Annotated in this window: 11 protein-coding genes and 7 pseudogenes; 8 read left to right on the forward strand and 10 right to left on the reverse strand. The window is 48.9% G+C overall.

The window, feature by feature from the left end; genetic code table 11:
* The first annotated feature begins 184 nt into the window (after window positions 1-184).
* The 3 genes and pseudogenes from ABDK09_00810 (at window position 185) to ABDK09_00820 (ending at window position 3,460) form a co-directional block, all read left to right on the forward strand.
* Window positions 185-809, forward strand: a pseudogene (locus tag ABDK09_00810) (XRE family transcriptional regulator).
* A 385-nt stretch (window positions 810-1,194) separates the two neighbouring features.
* Window positions 1,195-2,341 (forward strand): annotated as a pseudogene (gcvT, locus tag ABDK09_00815) (glycine cleavage system aminomethyltransferase GcvT).
* A gap of 231 nt (window positions 2,342-2,572) precedes the next feature.
* Window positions 2,573-3,460 (forward strand): serine protease, encoded by an 888-nt coding sequence (locus ABDK09_00820; GenBank protein XAW88016.1) that lies wholly within the window; start codon window positions 2,573-2,575, stop codon window positions 3,458-3,460.
* 283 nt (window positions 3,461-3,743) lie between these two features.
* On the opposite strand, the gene ABDK09_00825 is transcribed toward ABDK09_00820, so the two are convergent.
* From ABDK09_00825 to ABDK09_00845, 5 genes and pseudogenes are all read right to left on the reverse strand, one after another.
* Window positions 3,744-4,802 (reverse strand): diguanylate cyclase, encoded by a 1,059-nt coding sequence (locus tag ABDK09_00825; GenBank protein ID XAW88017.1) that lies wholly within the window; start codon window positions 4,800-4,802, stop codon window positions 3,744-3,746.
* Window position 4,803: 1 nt separating this feature from the next.
* Window positions 4,804-5,067, reverse strand: coding sequence for a hypothetical protein (locus ABDK09_00830; protein XAW88018.1), 264 nt, complete (start codon window positions 5,065-5,067; stop codon window positions 4,804-4,806).
* 114 nt (window positions 5,068-5,181) lie between these two features.
* Window positions 5,182-6,904 (reverse strand): annotated as a pseudogene (locus ABDK09_00835) (EAL domain-containing protein).
* 460 nt (window positions 6,905-7,364) lie between these two features.
* A pseudogene (locus ABDK09_00840) lies at window positions 7,365-8,670 on the reverse strand (inosine/guanosine kinase).
* Between the two features lie 263 nt (window positions 8,671-8,933).
* Window positions 8,934-9,411: pseudogene (locus ABDK09_00845) on the reverse strand (CreA family protein).
* 236 nt (window positions 9,412-9,647) lie between these two features.
* On the opposite strand from ABDK09_00845, the gene ABDK09_00850 reads away from it, so the two are divergent.
* The 3 genes and pseudogenes from ABDK09_00850 to cutA all read left to right on the forward strand — a co-directional run bounded on the left by ABDK09_00850 (window position 9,648) and on the right by cutA (window position 11,475).
* Complete coding sequence (locus tag ABDK09_00850; protein ID XAW88019.1) at window positions 9,648-10,157, forward strand: hypothetical protein; 510 nt, start codon at window positions 9,648-9,650, stop codon at window positions 10,155-10,157.
* Between the two features lie 162 nt (window positions 10,158-10,319).
* Window positions 10,320-11,004: pseudogene (locus ABDK09_00855) on the forward strand (HAD-IA family hydrolase).
* Window positions 11,005-11,151: 147 nt separating this feature from the next.
* Window positions 11,152-11,475: a divalent-cation tolerance protein CutA gene (cutA, locus tag ABDK09_00860; protein ID XAW88020.1), complete on the forward strand. Its 324-nt coding sequence runs from the start codon at window positions 11,152-11,154 to the stop codon at window positions 11,473-11,475.
* Window positions 11,476-11,506: 31 nt separating this feature from the next.
* On the opposite strand, the gene ABDK09_00865 is transcribed toward cutA, so the two are convergent.
* Window positions 11,507-12,121, reverse strand: a complete 615-nt coding sequence (locus tag ABDK09_00865) for a DUF2238 domain-containing protein (protein XAW88021.1) — start codon at window positions 12,119-12,121, stop codon at window positions 11,507-11,509.
* 301 nt (window positions 12,122-12,422) lie between these two features.
* On the opposite strand from ABDK09_00865, the pseudogene ABDK09_00870 reads away from it, so the two are divergent.
* Both ABDK09_00870 and ABDK09_00875 read left to right on the forward strand, forming a co-directional pair.
* Window positions 12,423-13,263 (forward strand): annotated as a pseudogene (locus ABDK09_00870) (2OG-Fe(II) oxygenase family protein).
* Window positions 13,264-13,439: 176 nt separating this feature from the next.
* Window positions 13,440-14,078: a DNA-J related domain-containing protein gene (locus tag ABDK09_00875; GenBank protein XAW88022.1), complete on the forward strand. Its 639-nt coding sequence runs from the start codon at window positions 13,440-13,442 to the stop codon at window positions 14,076-14,078.
* A 227-nt stretch (window positions 14,079-14,305) separates the two neighbouring features.
* On the opposite strand, the gene ABDK09_00880 is transcribed toward ABDK09_00875, so the two are convergent.
* The 4 genes from ABDK09_00880 to fabV all read right to left on the reverse strand — a co-directional run bounded on the left by ABDK09_00880 (window position 14,306) and on the right by fabV (window position 19,394).
* Entirely contained in the window at window positions 14,306-15,958 is a 1,653-nt protein-coding gene (locus tag ABDK09_00880) for an ABC-ATPase domain-containing protein (GenBank protein ID XAW88023.1), read from the reverse strand.
* A 124-nt stretch (window positions 15,959-16,082) separates the two neighbouring features.
* On the reverse strand, window positions 16,083-16,808 hold the full coding sequence (locus ABDK09_00885) for an EAL domain-containing protein (protein ID XAW88024.1): 726 nt from the start codon (window positions 16,806-16,808) through the stop codon (window positions 16,083-16,085).
* Complete coding sequence (locus ABDK09_00890) at window positions 16,792-18,027, reverse strand: diguanylate cyclase (protein ID XAW88025.1); 1,236 nt, start codon at window positions 18,025-18,027, stop codon at window positions 16,792-16,794. Before ABDK09_00890 ends, ABDK09_00885 begins: the two co-directional genes overlap by 17 nt.
* Before the next feature lie 182 nt (window positions 18,028-18,209).
* A complete protein-coding gene (fabV, locus tag ABDK09_00895) occupies window positions 18,210-19,394 on the reverse strand; it encodes an enoyl-ACP reductase FabV (GenBank protein ID XAW88026.1) in 1,185 nt (394 codons plus the stop codon).
* Window positions 19,395-19,672: the final 278 nt, after the last annotated feature.

Genomic DNA, 19,672 nt, shown 5'->3' on the forward strand with positions numbered 1-19,672 from the left:
CTAACATGGATGTAACATACTCTTTGCTGTGTGAACAATCAATCAAAAATTTCCTATAGGAAACACGGATGTCGTTTTTGCTATGTGAAGCACGCTTTATTTCCAATTGTGGTCTTTAATCAACCAGTCGCTTCGTGCAACAATGCGTTTCTGATACAGGAAGGATAGATAATCGAGGGAAAGCATGTCTGAAGACATTTATGATGAGTACCCATCTTTGACACTGGCCAAGGAAGTAGGCGAGCAACACATCGAACCGTTAAAGCTGGGACATCGAATTAAAGATATTCGTGCCAAGCTGGGTATAACACTGGAAGAAGCCAGTCAGCGTACTGGCCTGGCGCGCTCAACGCTAAGCAAGATCGAGAACGAGCAAATTTCACCGACGTTTCAGGCAATGCAGAAACTGGCGAATGGCTTGCAGATTGATATGCCGCAACTATTTGAACCGCCTAAGAAAATGACTGCAAGCGGTCGTCGCGATATCACCAAGAAAGATCAAGGTAAACCGCATCCGACCCAAACTTACGAGCATGAGCTGTTGGCAACCCAGTTGTCGAACAAAAGAATGATGCCGTTTAAAAGCCGTATCCGTGCCCGCAGTTTTGAAGAATACAGTGACTGGGTTCGTCACGATGGCGAGGAGTTTCTGTTAATTCTGGAAGGTAAAGTGATGTTCTACTCTGAGTTTCTACGAGCCGGTGGTTCTGGAAGAAGGAGATAGTGTTTACTACGATGCCAACATGGGACATATGCTGGTTTCACTGAGTGAAGAGGATGCACAAATCCTTTGGGTGACGGCAAAATAATCAGTTAATACAGAAGTTATAGCCACAACAAAAAGTTTCCTATAGTGAAAGCAACCGTTTGCTTTTTGCTGAGATTTAAACAAAAATACGCCGCAGTGATGATTAACCCGTCACTGCGGCGTTTTTATTGGGCTCCGATAATGTGATTGAGTTGTTAATTATGACAATTCACGCTGTTTGGAACTTGTTAATTCAGTCAAAGTGGCGCATGCTTGTTTACTATAGGAAACACGTTTTCCTGCACGGAAACTTTTAGCAATGATTGCGCAAAGCTCACCCGATGGAGTGCAATCAACGGCATATTGTTTGGCCTGCAATGATGCAGGGTTAATACAGCAATCATGTCGGGTAATTAGTGGCTACACTCAAAACGGAGTCTGGCTATATGGAGAGAAAAATGACTCAGGAACATGCGACACAAGAACTCTTGACTACACCGTTACACGCACTTCATGTCGAAGTTGGTGCCAAAATGGTGCCTTTTGCGGGTTATGATATGCCGGTGCAATACGCTTTGGGCGTGAAAAAAGAGCACCTCCATACCCGTGAAGCGGCGGGTCTGTTTGATGTTTCTCACATGGGTCAGCTTCGTTTACGTGGTGAAGGCGCGGCGGTCGCTCTGGAAACTCTGGTACCGGTTGATATCATCGACCTGCCACAAGGCAAGCAGCGTTACGCGTTTCTTTACCAATGAAAAAGGCGGTATCCTCGACGACCTTATGGTTGCTAATTTGGGCGATCATCTGTTTGTTGTCGTCAACGCAGCGTGTAAAGAGCAGGACATCGCTCACCTGAATGCTCATTTGCCGGCCGGTGTTGAGATGGAAATCATCGAAGATCGTGCTTTGCTGGCAATTCAGGGCCCGAAAGCGGCTGAGGTGATGGCTCGTCTGCAGCCTGCGCTGGCAGAGATGCGCTTTATGGATGTGCAGCAAATCAGTATCGATGGCGTCGACTGCATTATCAGCCGTAGCGGATACACAGGTGAAGATGGCTACGAAATTTCGGTGCCGTCTGACCAGGCAGAGGCATTTGCCCGTACGCTGACCGCTTTTGAAGAAGTGGAATGGATTGGTCTGGGCGCGCGTGACTCACTGCGTCTCGAATGTGGTCTGTGTTTGTACGGCCATGAACTGGATGAAACCACGACTCCGGTTGAAGCCAGCCTGCTATGGGCGATTCAGCCTGTACGCCGTCAGGGCGGAGCACGCGAAGGCGGCTTCCCGGGTGCAGAATTTATTCTGCAGCAGATCGTAACTAAAGATGTGGCGCGTAAACGTGTTGGTCTGGTTGGTCAGACTAAAGCCCCGGTACGTGAAGGTACTGAGCTGTTTGATGCAGACGGTGCGGCAATCGGCACGGTAACCAGTGGTACGGCAGGCCCGACAGCGGGCAAGCCGGTATCAATGGCGTATGTCCGCGCTGATCTGGCTGACATCGGTACTGAAGTGTTTGCTGAGGTACGTGGTAAAATGCTGCCAATGCTGGTTGAAAAACTTCCGTTTGTTCCACAGCGTTATTACCGTGGCTAACCATGATTTAGTATGATGGTGTGAGTAAAGTTGGTTATTTCACTGGAAGTTGCTGACTGATACACCTAAATCGAGGTCTTGCTCTCTTTTATAAAAATGGCCCTGCATATTGCAGGGCCGTTTGCTTTTTGCTGAATAACATTCATATTTGGGATAATAATAAAAAATGCCTTATGCTAAAGGTTCTCTTACAACGTCCTGTTTGAAAGTGGTCATTAAAGGATGAGTTATATGAAAAAATGGGCAGCCGCGACTGCACTACTGAGTTCATTGGGGTTCTGGACAAACGCGCAGGCAGAGTCGGAAGTCAGTACGTATATTGTTAATGGTGAAAACACTACCATTTCGGCTTACGCATCGTTTGCCAGTCTGTTTTACGACCGTATCGAATTTGACGGAATTTACGGTACGCGCGCTTTCTGCGGTGCAACTGTGCTTGACTCTACCCATGTGTTAACTGCAGCACACTGCTTGTACGACGATGACGGTGAGCTAAATTATGAATATATGCTGTTTGCAGTCGTGGGACAGACTGATGATGAAAGTGATTTTCCCTCCTCAGTAACGACGGTGCGCGCAGAGCAGTTTTTTATCCATCCGAATTTCCAGGACTCAGAGTCCAGTCTGTGGCCGAATGATATTGCGATCATTGAGCTGGAGTCCTCGCTGAACTCCCAGGGGACGGTGTCTCTGCCTAGTAGTGAGGCCTATCGCTTAGGTTCAGATGGCGTCGACAATGATACCAACGATGAAGAGTTCCAGATTGTCGGGCATGGCAATACCATTACAGGGGCAGATGGCACAACGCAGTTGCAATACGCGGACATGAACTATGTTTCCAATAGCACGTGTAACGATGATTTGTCTGCGTTGACCAATAAACAGATCTGTTTTAAAGGCATCAGCACTACGCCGAATACCTCCTTGACCAGTGGAACTTGTCAAGGAGACTCAGGGGGGCCGGTATACTGGAATGATAGTGGTAACTTAGTACAGGTTGGCATTACCAGTTTTGGCCCGTCAACGTGTGGTAATGGCTTTACAACATCTGATGTGACTTCGGTATTTACCGAAGTGTACGATTACAGTACCTGGATTGACAGTGTTTCTGGCTGGTAATGAGACTGCCAATTTTGTAGGCACTGATACAAAACGCCGAGCTTACTTGGACGGGACCTTTGATCCGGACGATACATCAGGTATTACTGCTTCAGCAAGCAGCGGTGGCGGGGGCTCGCTTGGCCCTTGGTTATTGGCTTTACTTGCTAGCCTTATCGTGTGGCGCAGCCGTGAGAGTGTTTCTGCCTAAGCAGGTTGGAGTGGCTATACCGAGATCAACAACCTGTCGCCCGGTCTTTGTACCGGGCGTTTTTATGTATCATTCACAGTTGATGACTGTTGTTTATGCTGCCTGACTTAGGATCAGGTTGCGACCATTCTGCTTGGCCTGATATAGCAAGAGATCTGCTTGCTTTAGTGCTTCATCAAGTGAGTCGTTCACTGGCCAGACACCACCCGAAATCGTCACGTTTGGCTGTTGGACAAAACGGGCGACATCTTCTCCGATGCGCTCAAAAATTTTGATAGCCTGCTGCGCCGATTCGGTTTTGACTACAACAACAAACTCTTCACCGCCAAAACGAAATGCATAATCACTGATTCTTATCCGGCTTTTTATCACAGCGGAAACGCGTTTGATTACCTGATCGCCGATATCGTGTCCGTATTTGTCGTTCACTGCTTTAAAGTGGTCGATATCGAGAATACAGACGTAGTGACCTTGCCCGGCACTGAACTGAGCGCTCACTTTTTTCAGATAGTGGCGGTTGTGCAAACCAGACAGTTCATCGGTATAGGTGATTTTACTCAGCTCCAGTTTGTCTTTTCGTACCCGGTACAAGTAAAGGCTTATCCCGGCGGTGATGCTGCCCAGGATTAGCAACAGATAAAAATAGGGCGGTACCAGTTCATGATTATCAACCACTTTGATCAGATAACTGGTTTGATTACTGAACAGCTCAAACTTACGGTAAATAAAACTGACATCATCATACTCCATGATGCCGGCGTTACGGTTGCTGAGTTGCAGATCACGCCAGGCCTGGGGATAGTGGTTTTCTATCAAATCCGTGGCTTTGATATCGGGCTCAGTACTTGAATAGACAGTGCCATTTTTACCCAGTAACAGGACATCCTGACGCGAGACTTCAGAAAGTTCGCTCAGTTTAACTTCGAGTACCAGGTAGCCGATAAGACGAACACCTTGATAAATGGCTTTGAACTCAGTGAGCAGTTGGGAGTGCGGCGTGATAACCCGTTGTATCTGATGCTGATTCAGGTTGCTGGAGTAATAAGGGTTGTATTGCTCAATTAATTTGGCGTAGCGTGAATCATTGGTTTGGGTGGAGATGATGTTGATCGATTTAACCAGGCTTTGCGCGCTGAGAAGTTGGGTAGACACATCAAGGAAACGGCTGCGGATCGCTGAAATAGTTGGCTGCCATTTGGGTCTCAGCCAGAGCAAGAAAGTTGTCAGCGATATTACGTTTGAGCAGTAAGGTGTCCTGCAACGTGCTGAGTTGCATGCTAAAATCTGCCTGCTTATCTGCTTTGACAAAGCGCATCGGCGTATTGACCAAAAAAATCATCACCAGCGTAAGCAGCAGGCATTTTACTTCGAGATGAAATGATGACGAAGTCGAAAGGGGAGTCTGGTTGAGGATCATACGCTGAAACAATTCCTTATGTTTCGGCGATAATATGGAGCAAAGTCACTAAAATCTACTCGAATCCGATGAACGATTTGTGACGTACCAGGTTTATCAGAGTTACCTCACAACTTAGTCCTTAGTTAGTGTAAGGTTGCTCGATAAGGTATAACGGCTGGCACTGGCGAGAGAGAGCGGTTTGGAAAACCAGTACCCTTGCAGGTAGGAGGCGCCCATTGCCTTAAATTTCTGGTACATGGCTCCTGTTTCTATTCCCTCGATGACAATATCAACCCCTTTGCTTTTCGAGAGCTGAATAATAAATTGCAGGTATTGTTCAGATGACTGATTCGTCAGAGTTTTAGTCGCCATTGAGCGGTCGATCTTGATCTGATTAAGCGGCAGATCAAAAAAGCTGTTAATCGAGCTGAAACCACTGCCAAAATCGTCGAGAGAAAGTTGGAACCCCATATTGCTAAGCGTCACTAATTGCTCCAGAGCATTCTTATTACCATCCAGAATGACGGTTTCCGTCAGCTCGAGCACAATAGACTGCGGTGAAATTCCCGCTTCCTCGGCCATCTTCTTAATCGTGGAAGGGAAGGCGGTGTTGAGTAGTTGAAGAACTGAAACGTTAATATTGACCCGAATACTCAGACCATTAATCCGGTTATAGCGCTCGATGAATTCGCACGCTTTGCCAAACACCTGATAACCGATTTCACTGATAAGGCCTTTCTTTTCTGCCACCGGAATAAACTCGTCCGGAAATATTTCTCCGAACTCTTTGGAGCGCCAGCGTACCAGAGCTTCAAAGCTGGAAACCTGGCCAGTTTGGGCGTTGAGGATTGGCTGAAATTTTACCGACAGAGAGCGTGAACTCAGTGCCTCTTTCAGACCACGTTCAATGAAGAAGTGACGATCCACCCGCTTTTGCGTTTTACCGTTATAGAGTTCTATCCGCGAGCGGTTGGTTTCGCGCGCATATTGACAAGTACGCGAGGCAATATTGACGATTTCCTCTGTTGTGTCGGTGCGGCTGAACGCCGGATAAAGCCCGATGCTAACGTGGTTGCCGAACAGGTGCCCCTGTTCCTGAACCGAAGTGGTGTAGCGCTGCAAAATATCCTGACACAAACTGCGCAGTGCGGCATCACCCTCGGTGCGGTGCAGCAGAATGGCAAAATCGTCAGAAACGTACCCGGTAAAACTCGCCGTCTTCACATCGAATGCCGTTTAATGCCTCAATAACATGTTGCAGTACATGCTCATTCACTTCACTGCCGTACTGGTTCTCGTAGGATTTAATGTCGTCGATCTGCAGATAAATCAGCGTACTTTCAGCGTCAGGATTCTGTTTTGCAACCTCAATATCCCGGAGCAGTTTGGCCATGTTGCCTAGGCCGGAAATACTGTCGTAGTAAGCGGCCTGGTTAAGGAAGGTCTCCATCAACTTCTGGTCAGAGATATCACGGTGATAACCGACCATAAAATGCTCGCCATTCAATTGTCTGTTGACGGCGATGCCTTCAATCCAGATGTATTGACCATTGGTTCGGCGTACCCGGTACTGTGTCGTGACTTGTTCGCGCATGTGGATATGTTCTACAACGCGTTTTTGCAGCATGGCGCGGTCTTGCGGGTGCACAATAGCGTACCATTCTTCCAATTGAATAGTATGAGCGCTAAAACCAAATTGGTGGTAAAAATCAGGGTTATAAAAGGTTAAATTGCCCTGATCATCCATATGAAAAATACCTTCACTGGCGATATCAAAAATATGCACCAGACGAGTTTTCTGGGTATCTGTGAGGTTAGGATTCGTGCCTTGGGACAGTCCCTGCGTCAATGGCATAACAAATGTACCTGGCTCTTTTAAGAATCGTATTGATTCGAGCTTAACGATTAAAATGGCTACTGAAGTAGCGACAAGGCAAAACTAAACGTTTTGAGGTTGTTATTAGCTTTATGCAACCATGATAACGTTTATGGAGCAATGTCTCAATTGTGAAATTGCAGTGATGTCATAAGCCTGATAAGGCGCTTAGTTTGTTATCTTACCGATTTTATTTGTATGTGTTTTTCCGGACGTTAGCCATCATAAACTAAGGTTATGATTTATATCATCTTTATCTATCACTGGATTGCTATCTTACATCAACTATTGCCAGTGAGTACCCGCTTGAGAAAACCAAATAGTACAGACTGATAATGACAGGGATAAAACAGAAAAAGCGGCCCGAGAGCCGCTTTTTCATGTACTTTTGTCATGATTTGGCACTGAAGTCGTGCCAGTTTAAGTCATGTTCAGGATATTAACGATCCCAGTACGCTTCTTCCAGGCTGTCTTCACGCTCAGGCAGAGCGCGCGACAGGCGAGGAGAGTGCTGAGTCAGTACTTCATAACTGACACGGTTGGCATACTTACACACCTGGGACAGCGATGAGTAGGTAAGATAATGGCGATCGTGCTTGGCTGAATTAGGTACATTATTCAGATGGTAGCTATTTGCTGCCATGTCGTGCAGTAATGCAGACAATGCGCCGTCACCAGCTCCGTTAGTATTTTTGATTTTCAGCGGGCCACCCAGATACGGGCCGATGTGTGAGTATATACGAACCGGATGAGTACAATCCTGCTGCCGCATCGCACGGCTGAATTCATACTGGTTAAACTCAGCAATATGGCCTGGCAGCAGAGGCAGTTCGGTGCTGCGTTTAACCTCATCCTCCACATAACCAGCCATATACAGGCCAATTGGCCCTGCCGTGCATAGCACCAAATCGACCCAGTCCAGCGCTTTGTCTGCGGCTTGCAGCGGATCGCTAAAGCCGGTCAGTGCTTCGCCTTCATCTTCGTTCATCGCCAGAAACCGTGACGTTCTCTTTCAGGTACTCTTGCCACCAGTCCTGATTACCTTCAATCACATACTTGGTGCCGAGAGTCAGCACGACAGGAACCGAGTTTTTCTTCGCCAGTTCAATCGCACGCTGTACCGCTTTTGGCATTGGATCTTCCGGTTTGCCGCGCATCAGATAAGATGAGACAACCAAAGCAGAGGCTTTCTCAAATACTTGTTCCGGAATACTTTCCGGACGCAGCTGGTTCATCTGACCTTCATTGATAGCAAAAGTACGCTCACCGTCTTCTGAGATCAGGGTGTAGCAGCGACCAATAGGACCATCGACGGTTTGCAGGTAGTTGAGGTTCATCCGGGACGATGTACTGCACAGGTAGCGGTAAGCGTAAGAGCCCACTTCGATGTTCTTTGACATCACACCAAGCAGTACGGATTTGCTGTCGGCCAGTACCGAGTAGTTGTGCAGGGTGTTCCCTATGGTATCTCCAGGATGCTGGTGGGTGATCAGATTACGTTCTGCCAGTTCCTGATAAAGAGCTTCGGCACGTGATTCTTCCAGTACCAGAGAGTGACCTTTACTCAGGTTGTATTTAGCGATGAACTCGTCATCCACTTTGGCTTCGATATCCACCATGGTCTGGCCGATACCAACAATCGTCGGGCGGTGCCTGGTTGGCGCTTCACGCAGTTGGTTGACCAAAGGATCACGGGTGCTGGTAGGGAAATAGTGTTTAGATTTGCGTTGTCCAGGAAACTTCATCGGTTAAGTGGGCAAAATGGGAAAATTTCGCGAATAATATCACAAAAAATTCTCAGAAGTTTCATTTTTACATTTCATTTCTTGGTAGGCATCACGCAAATCCAGCCGGGTTACGTGATGCTTGTGTTTTAGTGGCACAGTGCGTTACCGGTTTGTGTTGCACCTGTTGATCCCCTTCCAACTTGAAGCTGCAGCGGTTTGGCTGCAACTCCAAGTTGTTTCGGGATATTGTGTTTACAACGGTTTATTGTGTTTACATCTGATTATTGCGATGTTTCGGCCGGAAACGCGTTGTAAGCTTTTGTTCCCCACAACGGAACGGTCGACAGGCTGTGCTTAAAGCTGCCTGAGGTTTCTTTGGTTGAGTAAGACACGTACATTAATGTCTGGGTTTGCTCATCGAAAATACGACGAATTTTCATCGTTTTGAAGAAAATACTTTTCGATTTACGAAATACGACTTCGCCGGATTTGGATTTGTCGATCTGCGCAATCATCTCCGGAGTAATCTCTCCGGTCTGACGACAGGCAATCGATGAATCGGACGGGTCAGCCAGGCTTAAATCGGCCTCAATACTGGCGATGTGACAGGTAACCCCTGGCACTAAGGGGTCAGTTAAATTATTAAGCTTAATGTCTTTTGTGGTGAACAGCCCCAGACTGACATCACCGACTTCGGAAACGGTCACAACCGGCCAATACCAGAGCACACAGGGCAACCGCTGCTAATTTCTTGATCATATTATTATTCCAACTGTTTTCGCTGGAAATATGATAGCAGCATGTGTTGAGAATGACAGAGCCATGTGGTGAGAATCGGGCTGTGCTGTTATCTTTTCCACAAGACCGAGGTTTTATGAAAGACCGGTCTGAGTTGTGATAAACTGCAGCCTACGACGCTTCGCTTACTGTCCCGCCTCGTGTGAGATGATTGGCCAGCTTATGATGTATTGTCCTATAAAAAGAAGTAAGGTCTTATGATCCAGTCATCTCTTCCAATTGTTGATAGCAAAAATAAATGGCTGTGGAGCCAGGTAGACGTCGAATACCCGACAGCGGAAAGCCTGCAGGGGCGCTCGCTGTATCAGGCGCTGATTGAATCACGTCAGGTTGAAGAGCTCAGTGTTTCAGAGCCGCGGCCTGATGTGGCGCTGGATGATATCTATTTGGTCGATTTTCATCGGCTGACGATTATGTTCGCACTGCTGCAAGCAACCCAGTTTGATTCTGAACAGCAGCAAAATCTGCTGGTTGAGTTTTTTACGCAAATTATCTATTCACAACCCTGTTCGCTTTACCTTGGCTTTGCCGATGGTCAGCCAGCGGCAGCGGCCATTCTCACTGAGCAAGATAACCAGGTTCTTTTGTCCGATATCGTGGTGAAGAACTCGCAACCATTTGGTGCTGAAAAAGAATTTGCCCTAGCAGTGCTGGCAAAATGGCGTCAGGCGCATGAATTTAGCGGCCAAGTTTATTGGCAACGCTAGTCGGGTTGTATTTCAGCGCCAAGACAGAAACGATTCTTAATGGTCAAAAAGTGACCTTGGTTGCGAAATTGATCTTACAGTTGTGAGAGCGGTTTCATTTCCTTCAATCGATCATCTCTCCTTCACAGTCTGACGATACACTGCTCAAAAAAGGGAGCGTATATGTCTGACAAAAAAACTAACTGCGTTATTTTCGACTGTGAAGGTACTCTGGTCGATAGTGAACGTCTGTGCTGTGAGGCATTAGTTAACATTTTCAACGAGTTGGGAGTTGAACTCAAATTTGAAGATGTGGCCGCTCACTTCGCTGGCGGGAAAATTGCCGAGATTCTGAACTCCACCCTCGAACTGGTCGGGATGAGTGCTGATCTCACCCTGCTTGAGTCACGCTATCGCCGGGCCGTTAAACGCCTGTTGATTCGCGAAACTGCAGCCGATGGAAGGGGCTGTGCATTTGCTCGACACCCTCAAACGCCATCAGGTTGAGTTTTGCGTTGCTTCAAACGCGCCATCCAAGCGTATCGAATTTGCCCTGAGACTGGCCGGATTACTGCCTTATTTCAAAGGGCGTATTTTCTCTGCCTTCGAAGCCAACAGCTGGAAACCAGAGCCGGACCTGATTCGTTACTGCGCGATGAATATGGGTTTCAGACTCGACGAGTGTGTCTACGTCGATGATACCGCCAAAGGGGTCGAAGCGGGAGTGCTGGCTGGCGTCACTACCTATCAGTTGCAACCGTTCAACCAGCGTAACCGTACCACTTATCAGCAAGTGGTGATTCTGGACAAAATTGATAACCTGTCGCAATTTGTTGTTCCGTCGGAACGTTTATCCGGAGCTCGATAGTCACCTTTAGAGGGATCTCACTGGTAAACTTTACTGAGATCTCACAATGGAAGAATGGCAGGACAGCCGGTAACAACTCGGTATATGCTTGATAATATGTCAGTATCCGTTCGCAAGGTAACAGAGCGACAGGTAAAGGAGCGATTTATGGACAGCCAGGCATTTTGTATTGTTTTGACCACCACCAATCGTCAGGAAAACGCCCTGCAGATTACCCAGAGTCTGCTTTCCAAGCAGTTAGCCGCTTGCGTGCAGAGTATGCCGATTCAAAGTCACTATATGTGGAACGATGAGGTGTGTTGTGACGATGAAATCCTGCTGGTGATCAAAACCCGCAAAGCGTGCTATGCCGAGTTAGAGCGGGAACTGGCAACGCTGCACTCCTATGAGGTGCCGCAGATTGTTCAGGTACCGATAGTGGAAGGGTTTCACCCTTACCTGACCTGGATTGAGCAGAACACTCCCCGCTGAGCAGGTATTCAGGCCAGAGCGAGTGCCGGGATTAATCGAAACGCTTGGGCTGCCGGGCCGATTGCCAGCTTAGGATCACCAGGGCGGTCAGTGCGCCCAGGGTATCGCACAGCATGTCTTTTTGTGCATCCCAGATATCACCTTGTGAACCTAAAAACGCGATGCCGTCTTCTCCGCCGGCCAGATCCGCATACCACCATTCGATGATTTCATAACCTGCAGCGATACTCATAATACAAAACAGGGCAAACAGGCCGGCAATCCAGCGATTGGTCAGTTGTTTGCGGATCAGATATTCAGCGATCGGGTAGGCGTACAGGCCAATCGCAAAGTGAGCTACGCGATCAAAGTTGTTACGTTCTGAGCCAATCAGGTGATTAAACCAGTCAAACGGCACTTCAGCAAAGGTGTATTTCGCTCCTATGGTGTGCAAGGTCAGCCAGACAAACATCAGCAGGTAAGCGGTTTTACTGAGTCTTTGCTGAGCGGAAATCCACCAGATGGCCGCCAGAATCAGCATCACCGGTACGATTTCCGCAATCCATACTGAACGCGATGATGGCGCGATGGCAGAAAACAGGAATACCAGGGCGTAAGCCAGACTAAGGCCAATTAAGCTTTTCGGGAAAGAAGGGCTGTCACTCATCCGTTTTGTTCTTCCTTGTTGGTTGCTGACGTCAGATTCATGGTGCCATGTTAATGAACACTGTACAATTATGTGCGCTGGAATTTTGGTCAGGGTCGCGTAAACTTTTTTACGCGGAGTAAATTTGAGCCAATATTCACGGCAGAAACAAATAACCATTCTGGTTGAAAAGCGCGAAGTTCGCACAAACTTGCGCGATTTAAGACGCAAGTTCAGATTAACGTTTGCTTTACAGCATAGTGGCTCTTAAAATCGCGCGCTTATCGTTACACACAGATGCAAACAACAAAAAAGTAAAGTCATGAAACTGGAAACTATCGATTATCTGGCACCAGATGCCCCGGAGCAGTTCGTACAATCACTGCGCACCACTGGATTTGGTGTTCTGAAGAATCACCCGATTCCGAAAGAAACTGGTGGAGTCTATCTACCGTAACTGGTACCAATTTTTTACCTCACAACGCAAAAATGAGTTCCAGTTTAATGTGGAGACTCAGGACGGCTATTTTCCGCCAAGCGTATCCGAAGTGGCTAAAGGTCAAACCGTTAAGGACATCAAAGAGTATTTTCATGTTTATCCGTGGGGACAAATCCCGCAGGAACTGAAAGAAGAAATTCTTGATTACTACCAGCGTGCCAATGAGTTTGCTTCGACTCTGCTGGCTTGGGTTGAAGAGCATGCTCCGGCTGACGTTCAGCAACGTTTCTCGGTGGCTTTGTCAGAGATGATTAACGGCAGTGAAAAAACACTGCTGCGTGTGTTGCATTACCCGCCAATGAGCGGTGAAGAAGAGCCGGGTGCGATTCGCGCTGCCGCGCATGAAGACATCAACCTGCTGACTGTGCTGCCGGCTTCGAATGAACCTGGCCTGCAAGTGAAAGGCCGTGACGGTGAATGGATCGATGTGCCGTGTGATTTTGGAAACCTGATCATCAATATCGGTGACATGTTGCAGGAAGCGTCCGGCGGCTACTTTCCGTCCACGACCCACCGCGTGATTAATCCGACCGGTGAGCGCCAGACTCAGTCGCGTATTTCATTGCCGCTGTTCCTGCATCCTAAGCCGGATGTCGTGCTGTCTGAGCGTTATACGGCGCACAGCTATTTGATGGAGCGTCTGCGCGAACTGGGTGTTATCTGACCCTAATCACCATACTAAAGTCAATCTGAGGCCAGCGTTACGCTGGCTTTTTTTGTGTCAGAGATTGATCAGAAAAAGAGCTGAGTCCAAAAACTGACACACAGCCAGCAGAGGTTACTCGACAAACTGCAGTGGATGGATTTGAATTGAAGCAGAGTTTGCTGAATGAGCTAATTATGTCTGATACACAATCGCTGAGCGCGAGCTTCCAGACCTATATGGAAAACCCGCTGCTGTGGCCTATTTTGGAAGTGCTGAAACGTCAACCATCCGGTTGGAAGGTCCATACGCTGGCGGCCCATCTCAGCGAGTTGGATCTGGTTCCTGTGCTGGATGAGGCACCAGATAAAGATCTGTTTAAACGCAACTTTCTCATCATGAATGCCCTGTACCAGTTGCAGGAAATCCTCTACCCGAAGAAGTGGCTGCAAGTTGAAGCGATGGACATTGTTCTGATGGCTAATTTTCAGCATGCCAGCCATGTGATCGATGCCGAAGAGCCGCTGCGGGATTACTACACCCGTTGGGAGCATTACGAAGCGAGTGAGGGCGAGGTTAAACGCCTGCTGAACGAGTTCTGGACTCGTTACCGCCGCTTTGTTGGTGGTGATAATCTGCAGAGTCTGGAACGCAGTGACGCTCTGCGCTTGTTTGAACTGCAGGCCGATGCGAGTGCGATTGAGATTCGTAAGACCTGGCGCAAACTGGCCCTGCGCTGGCATCCGGATCGCGATAATGGTGATGCAGAGCGTTTTCGTGTCTTGTGTGCGGCGTGGAATGTGTTGCGCCAGGACGATGAATCCGCTCACAAATGAATTGAAGCACAAAGTAATAAACAGAAGCGCAAAGAAATAAAGGCCCGCGAGTTTTCACTCAGCGGGCCTTATGTTTTTAGCTCTGTAGCTTATGTTCTATGCAAACTGAACTCTATGCTGCTTAAGTTCTCTATAGCGCAAGCTCTCCGGAACTTAGGTTCTGATCGTGCTCCGATAAGCCCGGATGTCCGCAGGTTTCACAGAGCCTCAGAACTCAAAATTAGCAACTAAGAGGCTTTAAACTGGGATTTACGCATCCGGTTTAGTGCAGCCATTGCATCCACAATACGTGGCTTCGCCAGATCGCCATGATTCGGCATCGCTGCGTGCCACTGTTCACTCAGCATGGCATCCATGTCTTTGGCCGGGTTTTTCGACCAGCCTGGCAGTTGTGCCAGTTGGAACCATAACCAGCCGATAGCATGCACCTGGGCGGATGACTCAAGCTGCTCAAGTGCGGTCAGATCAGCAAATTCTTTACCAAAGCGCAGTGAATCAACCCCTTTCGCCGCCACACGGAATTTGCCATCAGCCAGAATTTTTTGCAGCGCGGCACGATTCAAACTACGTGGCGCAAAGGTTTCCAGCGGGCTTTCTGATTCATTACGACGCTCGCTCGGATGCTGAGCAATCACCTGACGGGCTTTTTCGGTCACATCCACGGCCTGGTAGTCGTGCATCTGAATCACGGTATCTGCCACGTCCAGGTAATCGCCGGAACCGCCCATGACGATCAGAGTCGAGATATCGAGGTCATTGCGCAGCTGACCGATACGGTCAACTAATGGCGTAATCGGCTCATCTCCTTTACTGACCAGCGCCTGCATACGTTCATCGCGAATCATGAAGTTGGTGGCTGAGGTGTCTTCGTCAATCAGTAAGGTGCTGGCACCAGCTTCAATTGACTCCTGTAGCCAGGCTGCTTGTGAGGTCGAACCGGACGCATCCTGAGTGCTGAAATCTGCAGTGCTTTTGCCCATCGGCAGATGATTGATGTAGTTCGCCAGATTAAGACTGTGTACGCAGCGGCCGTCTTCGGCGCGGATTTTAACCGCATTGGCATCGGTCACAATGCGCTCACGACCATCGCCGGGAATATGGTTGTAAATCGCACGTTCCAGTGCTGTCAGCAATGTCGATTTACCGTGGAAACCACCACCTACAATCAGGGTAATGCCTTTGCGGATACCTAACCCGGTTACAGGCCCCTGATTTGGTGTATCAAGCGTGATGCTTAGTGATGACGGCGCGCTAAACGCAACCGCATCTTTCATCGGCAAATCACAGTTACCGGCAACGCGGGGCAGAATGCTGCCATTGGCCACAAAGGCTACCAAGTTATGCTCGGCCAGTTGGGCGCGCAATGCATCCTGATCTTCCACGACTTCACAGTGCTGAATGAGCGCCGCTTTGTCCAGTTCACGCTCCAGTGTGGCGCGTCGAATGAACTTTGGCAGGTGGAAAGTGAGAATATTGAGCGCTTTCTTGGCGAGAATGTTGCGGCCTTCAGCTGGCATGTTCATCCGAAAACGCAGTTCGATGCCCTGATCGTTAAACAGTACGGCGGTATTATCCAGCACGGTCTGACCGGTCAGCGAGATTGACAGTGCATTCTCTTGTTTGGCCAGTTCGGCAAAAGAACGCGCGATAAAGTCACGGGCGGCAATTTGGTATGACGCCGATTTTTCACGCAGCCATTCCAGGCCGGTCAGTGACCAGGCGCGGGTGGCACGCAAACGAGACGCAGAGGCGTATGGATCAGACTGAATGTGGTCGATGTACAGGGTGAAGTCACCAAAATCATATTGGCCTTTAATTTGCTGATATGCCCGATAGTTCTGTTTTTCGAGTTTTTTCAGATTAGCAGTTAATACATCCATCTCGTTTGGTCGCTCGTTGAGAAAGAGAAAAGGGGGGCGATTATAGGAAGCTGTGCCCTGTGAGTAAAGGCATGATGATGGTTAATCACTGTCATGCCTGTAAGCTGGTTGCTACGGACAGATGTTATTTGGCAATCGACTCGCGCTGATTAAACATCACCAGTTCAAACTCCTCGGCGCTGAGTGGCTGAGCATACAAACTGCCTTGAGCGACATCACAGCCCTCCGCGCTAAAAAAGGCCTCCTGAGCTGGATGATCAATTCCTTCCAGAGCGATTTGTAGCCCGAGTTTTTTGGCGATATGAATAACGGAGCGCAGGGTGGATGGATCACCGCGGTCAGAGGCGAGCTCGCGCATAAAGTGTTTATCGAGCTTAATGCCATCAAAAGGCAGCATTTTGAGTTGATGAAAAGAGGTCGGCCCTGAACCAAACTCGCTTAAGGTGAGATGAATCCCCATATCGTGTAGGCTGCTCAGGGTATTGCGCAGGGTGACTTCATCGCCCAGCAGGGCGCGCTCCGGTATCTCCAGTTCGATATGAATGGCGGAGAGGTCATGTGCATTTAGCAACGCTTCGATTTGCCAGGCAAGCTGGCCATTTTCCATCTGTTCTGCTGACAACGGAATGGCGATGGTTAACTGGCTGAACTGACGATACCAGCGACTCGCCGTTTCTATGGCCTGACGCAAAATGAAGTTACCCAGCTCGGCACCCAGGCCGTTTTGTTTGGCGATCAGCATCAGGCTATCGTGGCGGATGTCGCCAAGCTGCGGATGTTTCCAGCACAGTTGTGGTTGGGCGCCGACCCACAGGCGCGATTTGGGTTGTACCTTAGGCGCAAACAGCATGACAATTTCGTCTCCCTGCAGCGCCTGCTGCAGGGAGCCTGAAAACGCATTGCCCGGACTGAACGTCTGTTTCTGTCGCCGATGAGTGATAATGAAAACCATAGCCGGAGTCTTTACACACCAGCATGGCGCCATGCGCATGCTCAAGCAGGGCGTGCACATCACGGCTGTCGAGGCTGGTGGCAATACCAACATAGGCGTGCAGATGAAAACGTTGTTGCTGCCACTCCCATTCCGACTGGTGCAGGTTGAGCAATTGATGGCACAAGGTGTTGAGGTGATAGCTGAGTTGTGAAGAGGAGATCAGCAATACCAAATCGGTTGCACTGGTGCGGGCAATGGTCAGGTTAAGATCCGGCTCGGACTCGATGTGTCTGGCATACAGGCGCAAAATCTGCTCCCAGGCCTGATAGCCAAAGCGCGCCTGTAAATGACGGCCATTGGCAAAACCGAGATGCAATACCGCTATTTCGGCATTTATGTCCGCCGCCAGGCGGCGTTCGAGTTGATTTTCCAGCCCCTGCTGATTAAAAAATCCGGTGCCGGCATCGTGCAAATGTTGATGTTCTAACAATTGCTCAGCGGCCTGACGCTTATCGATTTCCTGATTGAGGGAATAATTGAGTGCGGCAAGATCCTGGGTACGACTTTGTAAACGCGTCTGCAGCTCCTCATTTTCTCGCTGTAATGAGTGCTGTTGCCACAGGCTGTGCAGGTGCGTTTCAATCGTGCGTCGCAAGCCACTCAGTAGCTGCAAGTAGTGGTTGTGCGCCAGCGTGGCGTTATCAGACGATTGTTTATCATCAGGTAATAACTTTACTGCCGATAATCCGGGTTGACCGGATAATTCTGGTAGGCAGATAGTCCCGAATGTTTCTCCGTCAGGCCAGCGCAACGTCAGAGCGGCAGACGGTGCGTAATTGGTGCCCGGACGTTTTGTATCTCCGGAGGCAAACCATGCCATGTGTGACGGCTCTTCCGGTAACGATAGGCGGGCGGGCTGACGGCTTGCCGTCTTCGCTCTGCTCTCTTTGCTGGCTCTGTTATCGGCCAGGCTCCGGCTGTTACTGCAACTGCATATGTGATGACTGATCGGCGGGCCGAGCGTGATCATCGCGGGTGATACATTGGCAAAATCCGCCAACTGGCTGATGAGAGTCTGCCATCCGTTGAGAATTTGGTCTGAGACCAAAGGTTTTGGGGATGTTACTTTCGACATAAATGCCATCCTTAGCAAGTCGATAAAGAGTGAGCGCTCCGAGCTCTGTAATCATGCGGCTACTGGTTTGAGTATAAGAAGGAGTGGCGGGGATAGACAAAAAAAGTCCCGACAAAGGGTCGGGATCTTCACATATTGACGTTAATTAAAATAAATCTGGCACTGCAGACTAGCTAAATGTTTTAAACGGTTTCTAAGTCGACATCGGCACTGTAATCAATGTTGTCAAAGCCAAAACCATTCAAGCGCAGAAACTCGGCTTTGAAACCGGCATAATCGCCGATTTGTTTGAAGTTGTGGCCGTTCATTTCGCTCAGCAGGTGGCGGACTTTTTCCTGAGTATCCGGATTGAGTTCCCAGTCATCCATTCGCACCAGGCGCTCGCCATCGACCGGAACCTTGTTCTGACCATAAAGCTTGTCGCTGAACAGACGCTGCATCTGTTCGATACACCCTTCGTGGGTCTGTTTTTCTTTCATCACCTGGTACAGCGCCAGAATATAAGGGCTGAGTCCGGGGATAAACACACTGGCTTTGGTAACCAGAGCTTTACATACAGTGGCATAGGCCGCGCCGTCAAAATTAGCCAGCTTCAGGTTCAGAGAGTGGCTGGTCTGATGCAGGTCGACTTTCGCCCGGCCCAGCGTACCGTCAAGGTAAATCGGATGGGTAATTTCGGGACCGACGTAAGAGAAAGCGATGGTTTTGCAACCCGGAGCCACAGATTCGTTGTTGATCAGGGTATCAATCCAGTTTTCCCAGTCTTCGCCGCCCATCACACGCAGTGTGCTGTCGATTTCTTCCTGACTGGCCGGTTCCAGCGTGGCATCCACCCATTGATCGTTTTCCAGCAAAATAGTTGAACCGGAGACCGGTTCGCCAATCGGCTTAATCGCAGAGTGCCAGAACTGATCACTGCCTGGCTGACGACGCATACCACTGGCGATGCTGTAGATCACCAAATCCACTTCGCCTTCAAAGTAGGTTTCGATCGCTTCGATCACCTGAGCGCGCACTTCGGCCGAAAACACATCGCCGTTAATATTGACGGCGGTACGACCTTCCCGTTGTGCACATTCAGTGAAGTACAGGTTGTTATAAAAACCTGCACTGCCGACTCCTTTTTCTGAAGGCCCGCGCTCAAAAGAGACTCCGATGGTGTCTGCTTTTGCACCACCAAACGTCAACGCGATGCGTGCTGCAAGTCCAAAGCCAGAGGAAGCACCAAGAATCAGTACCCGTTTTGGTCCGCCAGTGATCGGTTTTGCGGATTTAACGTACTGAATTTGTTGTAATACGGCTTGTTCACAGCCGTAGGGATGAGCGGTGCGAGCTACCACTCCCTGGATAACAGGCTCAATGCGCATGGAGAATTACCTTTTTAATTAGAGTAGGGTAAGTCGTTACATTAACGTAAAGCTGGGTAAAGTTTATTGAGCTAGACCATTAAAAGGGGGGATTTTAACCCTGATAACGGCTCTTTAACGGCTATCGGCATTGAATGGTTTCTGAACCAGAGTGGGGCAAAACGCGCCAGGTTTTTAAAAGCGGTAGAAAAGTTTTTACAAGCGGTAGCAGGGTTGTAAAAGTAGTCGCAGGCTGAGATGTGACAGCAGGCACCGCTGATACCTGGCGGGCTATACTG

The organism is Vibrio sp. CDRSL-10 TSBA, assembly GCA_039696685.1.
Classification (GTDB): Bacteria; Pseudomonadota; Gammaproteobacteria; order Enterobacterales; family Vibrionaceae; genus Vibrio.

Excerpts from the sequence above, each read along its gene's own strand:
- ABDK09_00885 (XAW88024.1), bottom strand. The coding sequence starts at position 16,808 with ATGCTGTTTGCGCCTAAGGTACAACCCAAATCGCGCCTGTGGGTCGGC.
- ABDK09_00865 (XAW88021.1), bottom strand. The coding sequence starts at position 12,121 with ATGAGTGACAGCCCTTCTTTCCCGAAAAGCTTAATTGGCCTTAGTCTG.
- ABDK09_00850 (XAW88019.1), top strand. The coding sequence starts at position 9,648 with ATGATCCAGTCATCTCTTCCAATTGTTGATAGCAAAAATAAATGGCTG.
- ABDK09_00880 (XAW88023.1), bottom strand. The coding sequence starts at position 15,958 with ATGGATGTATTAACTGCTAATCTGAAAAAACTCGAAAAACAGAACTAT.
- ABDK09_00875 (XAW88022.1), top strand. The coding sequence starts at position 13,440 with ATGTCTGATACACAATCGCTGAGCGCGAGCTTCCAGACCTATATGGAA.
- ABDK09_00830 (XAW88018.1), bottom strand. The coding sequence starts at position 5,067 with ATGATCCTCAACCAGACTCCCCTTTCGACTTCGTCATCATTTCATCTC.
- ABDK09_00820 (XAW88016.1), top strand. The coding sequence starts at position 2,573 with ATGAAAAAATGGGCAGCCGCGACTGCACTACTGAGTTCATTGGGGTTC.
- cutA (XAW88020.1), top strand. The coding sequence starts at position 11,152 with ATGGACAGCCAGGCATTTTGTATTGTTTTGACCACCACCAATCGTCAG.
- ABDK09_00890 (XAW88025.1), bottom strand. The coding sequence starts at position 18,027 with ATGTCGAAAGTAACATCCCCAAAACCTTTGGTCTCAGACCAAATTCTC.
- fabV (XAW88026.1), bottom strand. The coding sequence starts at position 19,394 with ATGCGCATTGAGCCTGTTATCCAGGGAGTGGTAGCTCGCACCGCTCAT.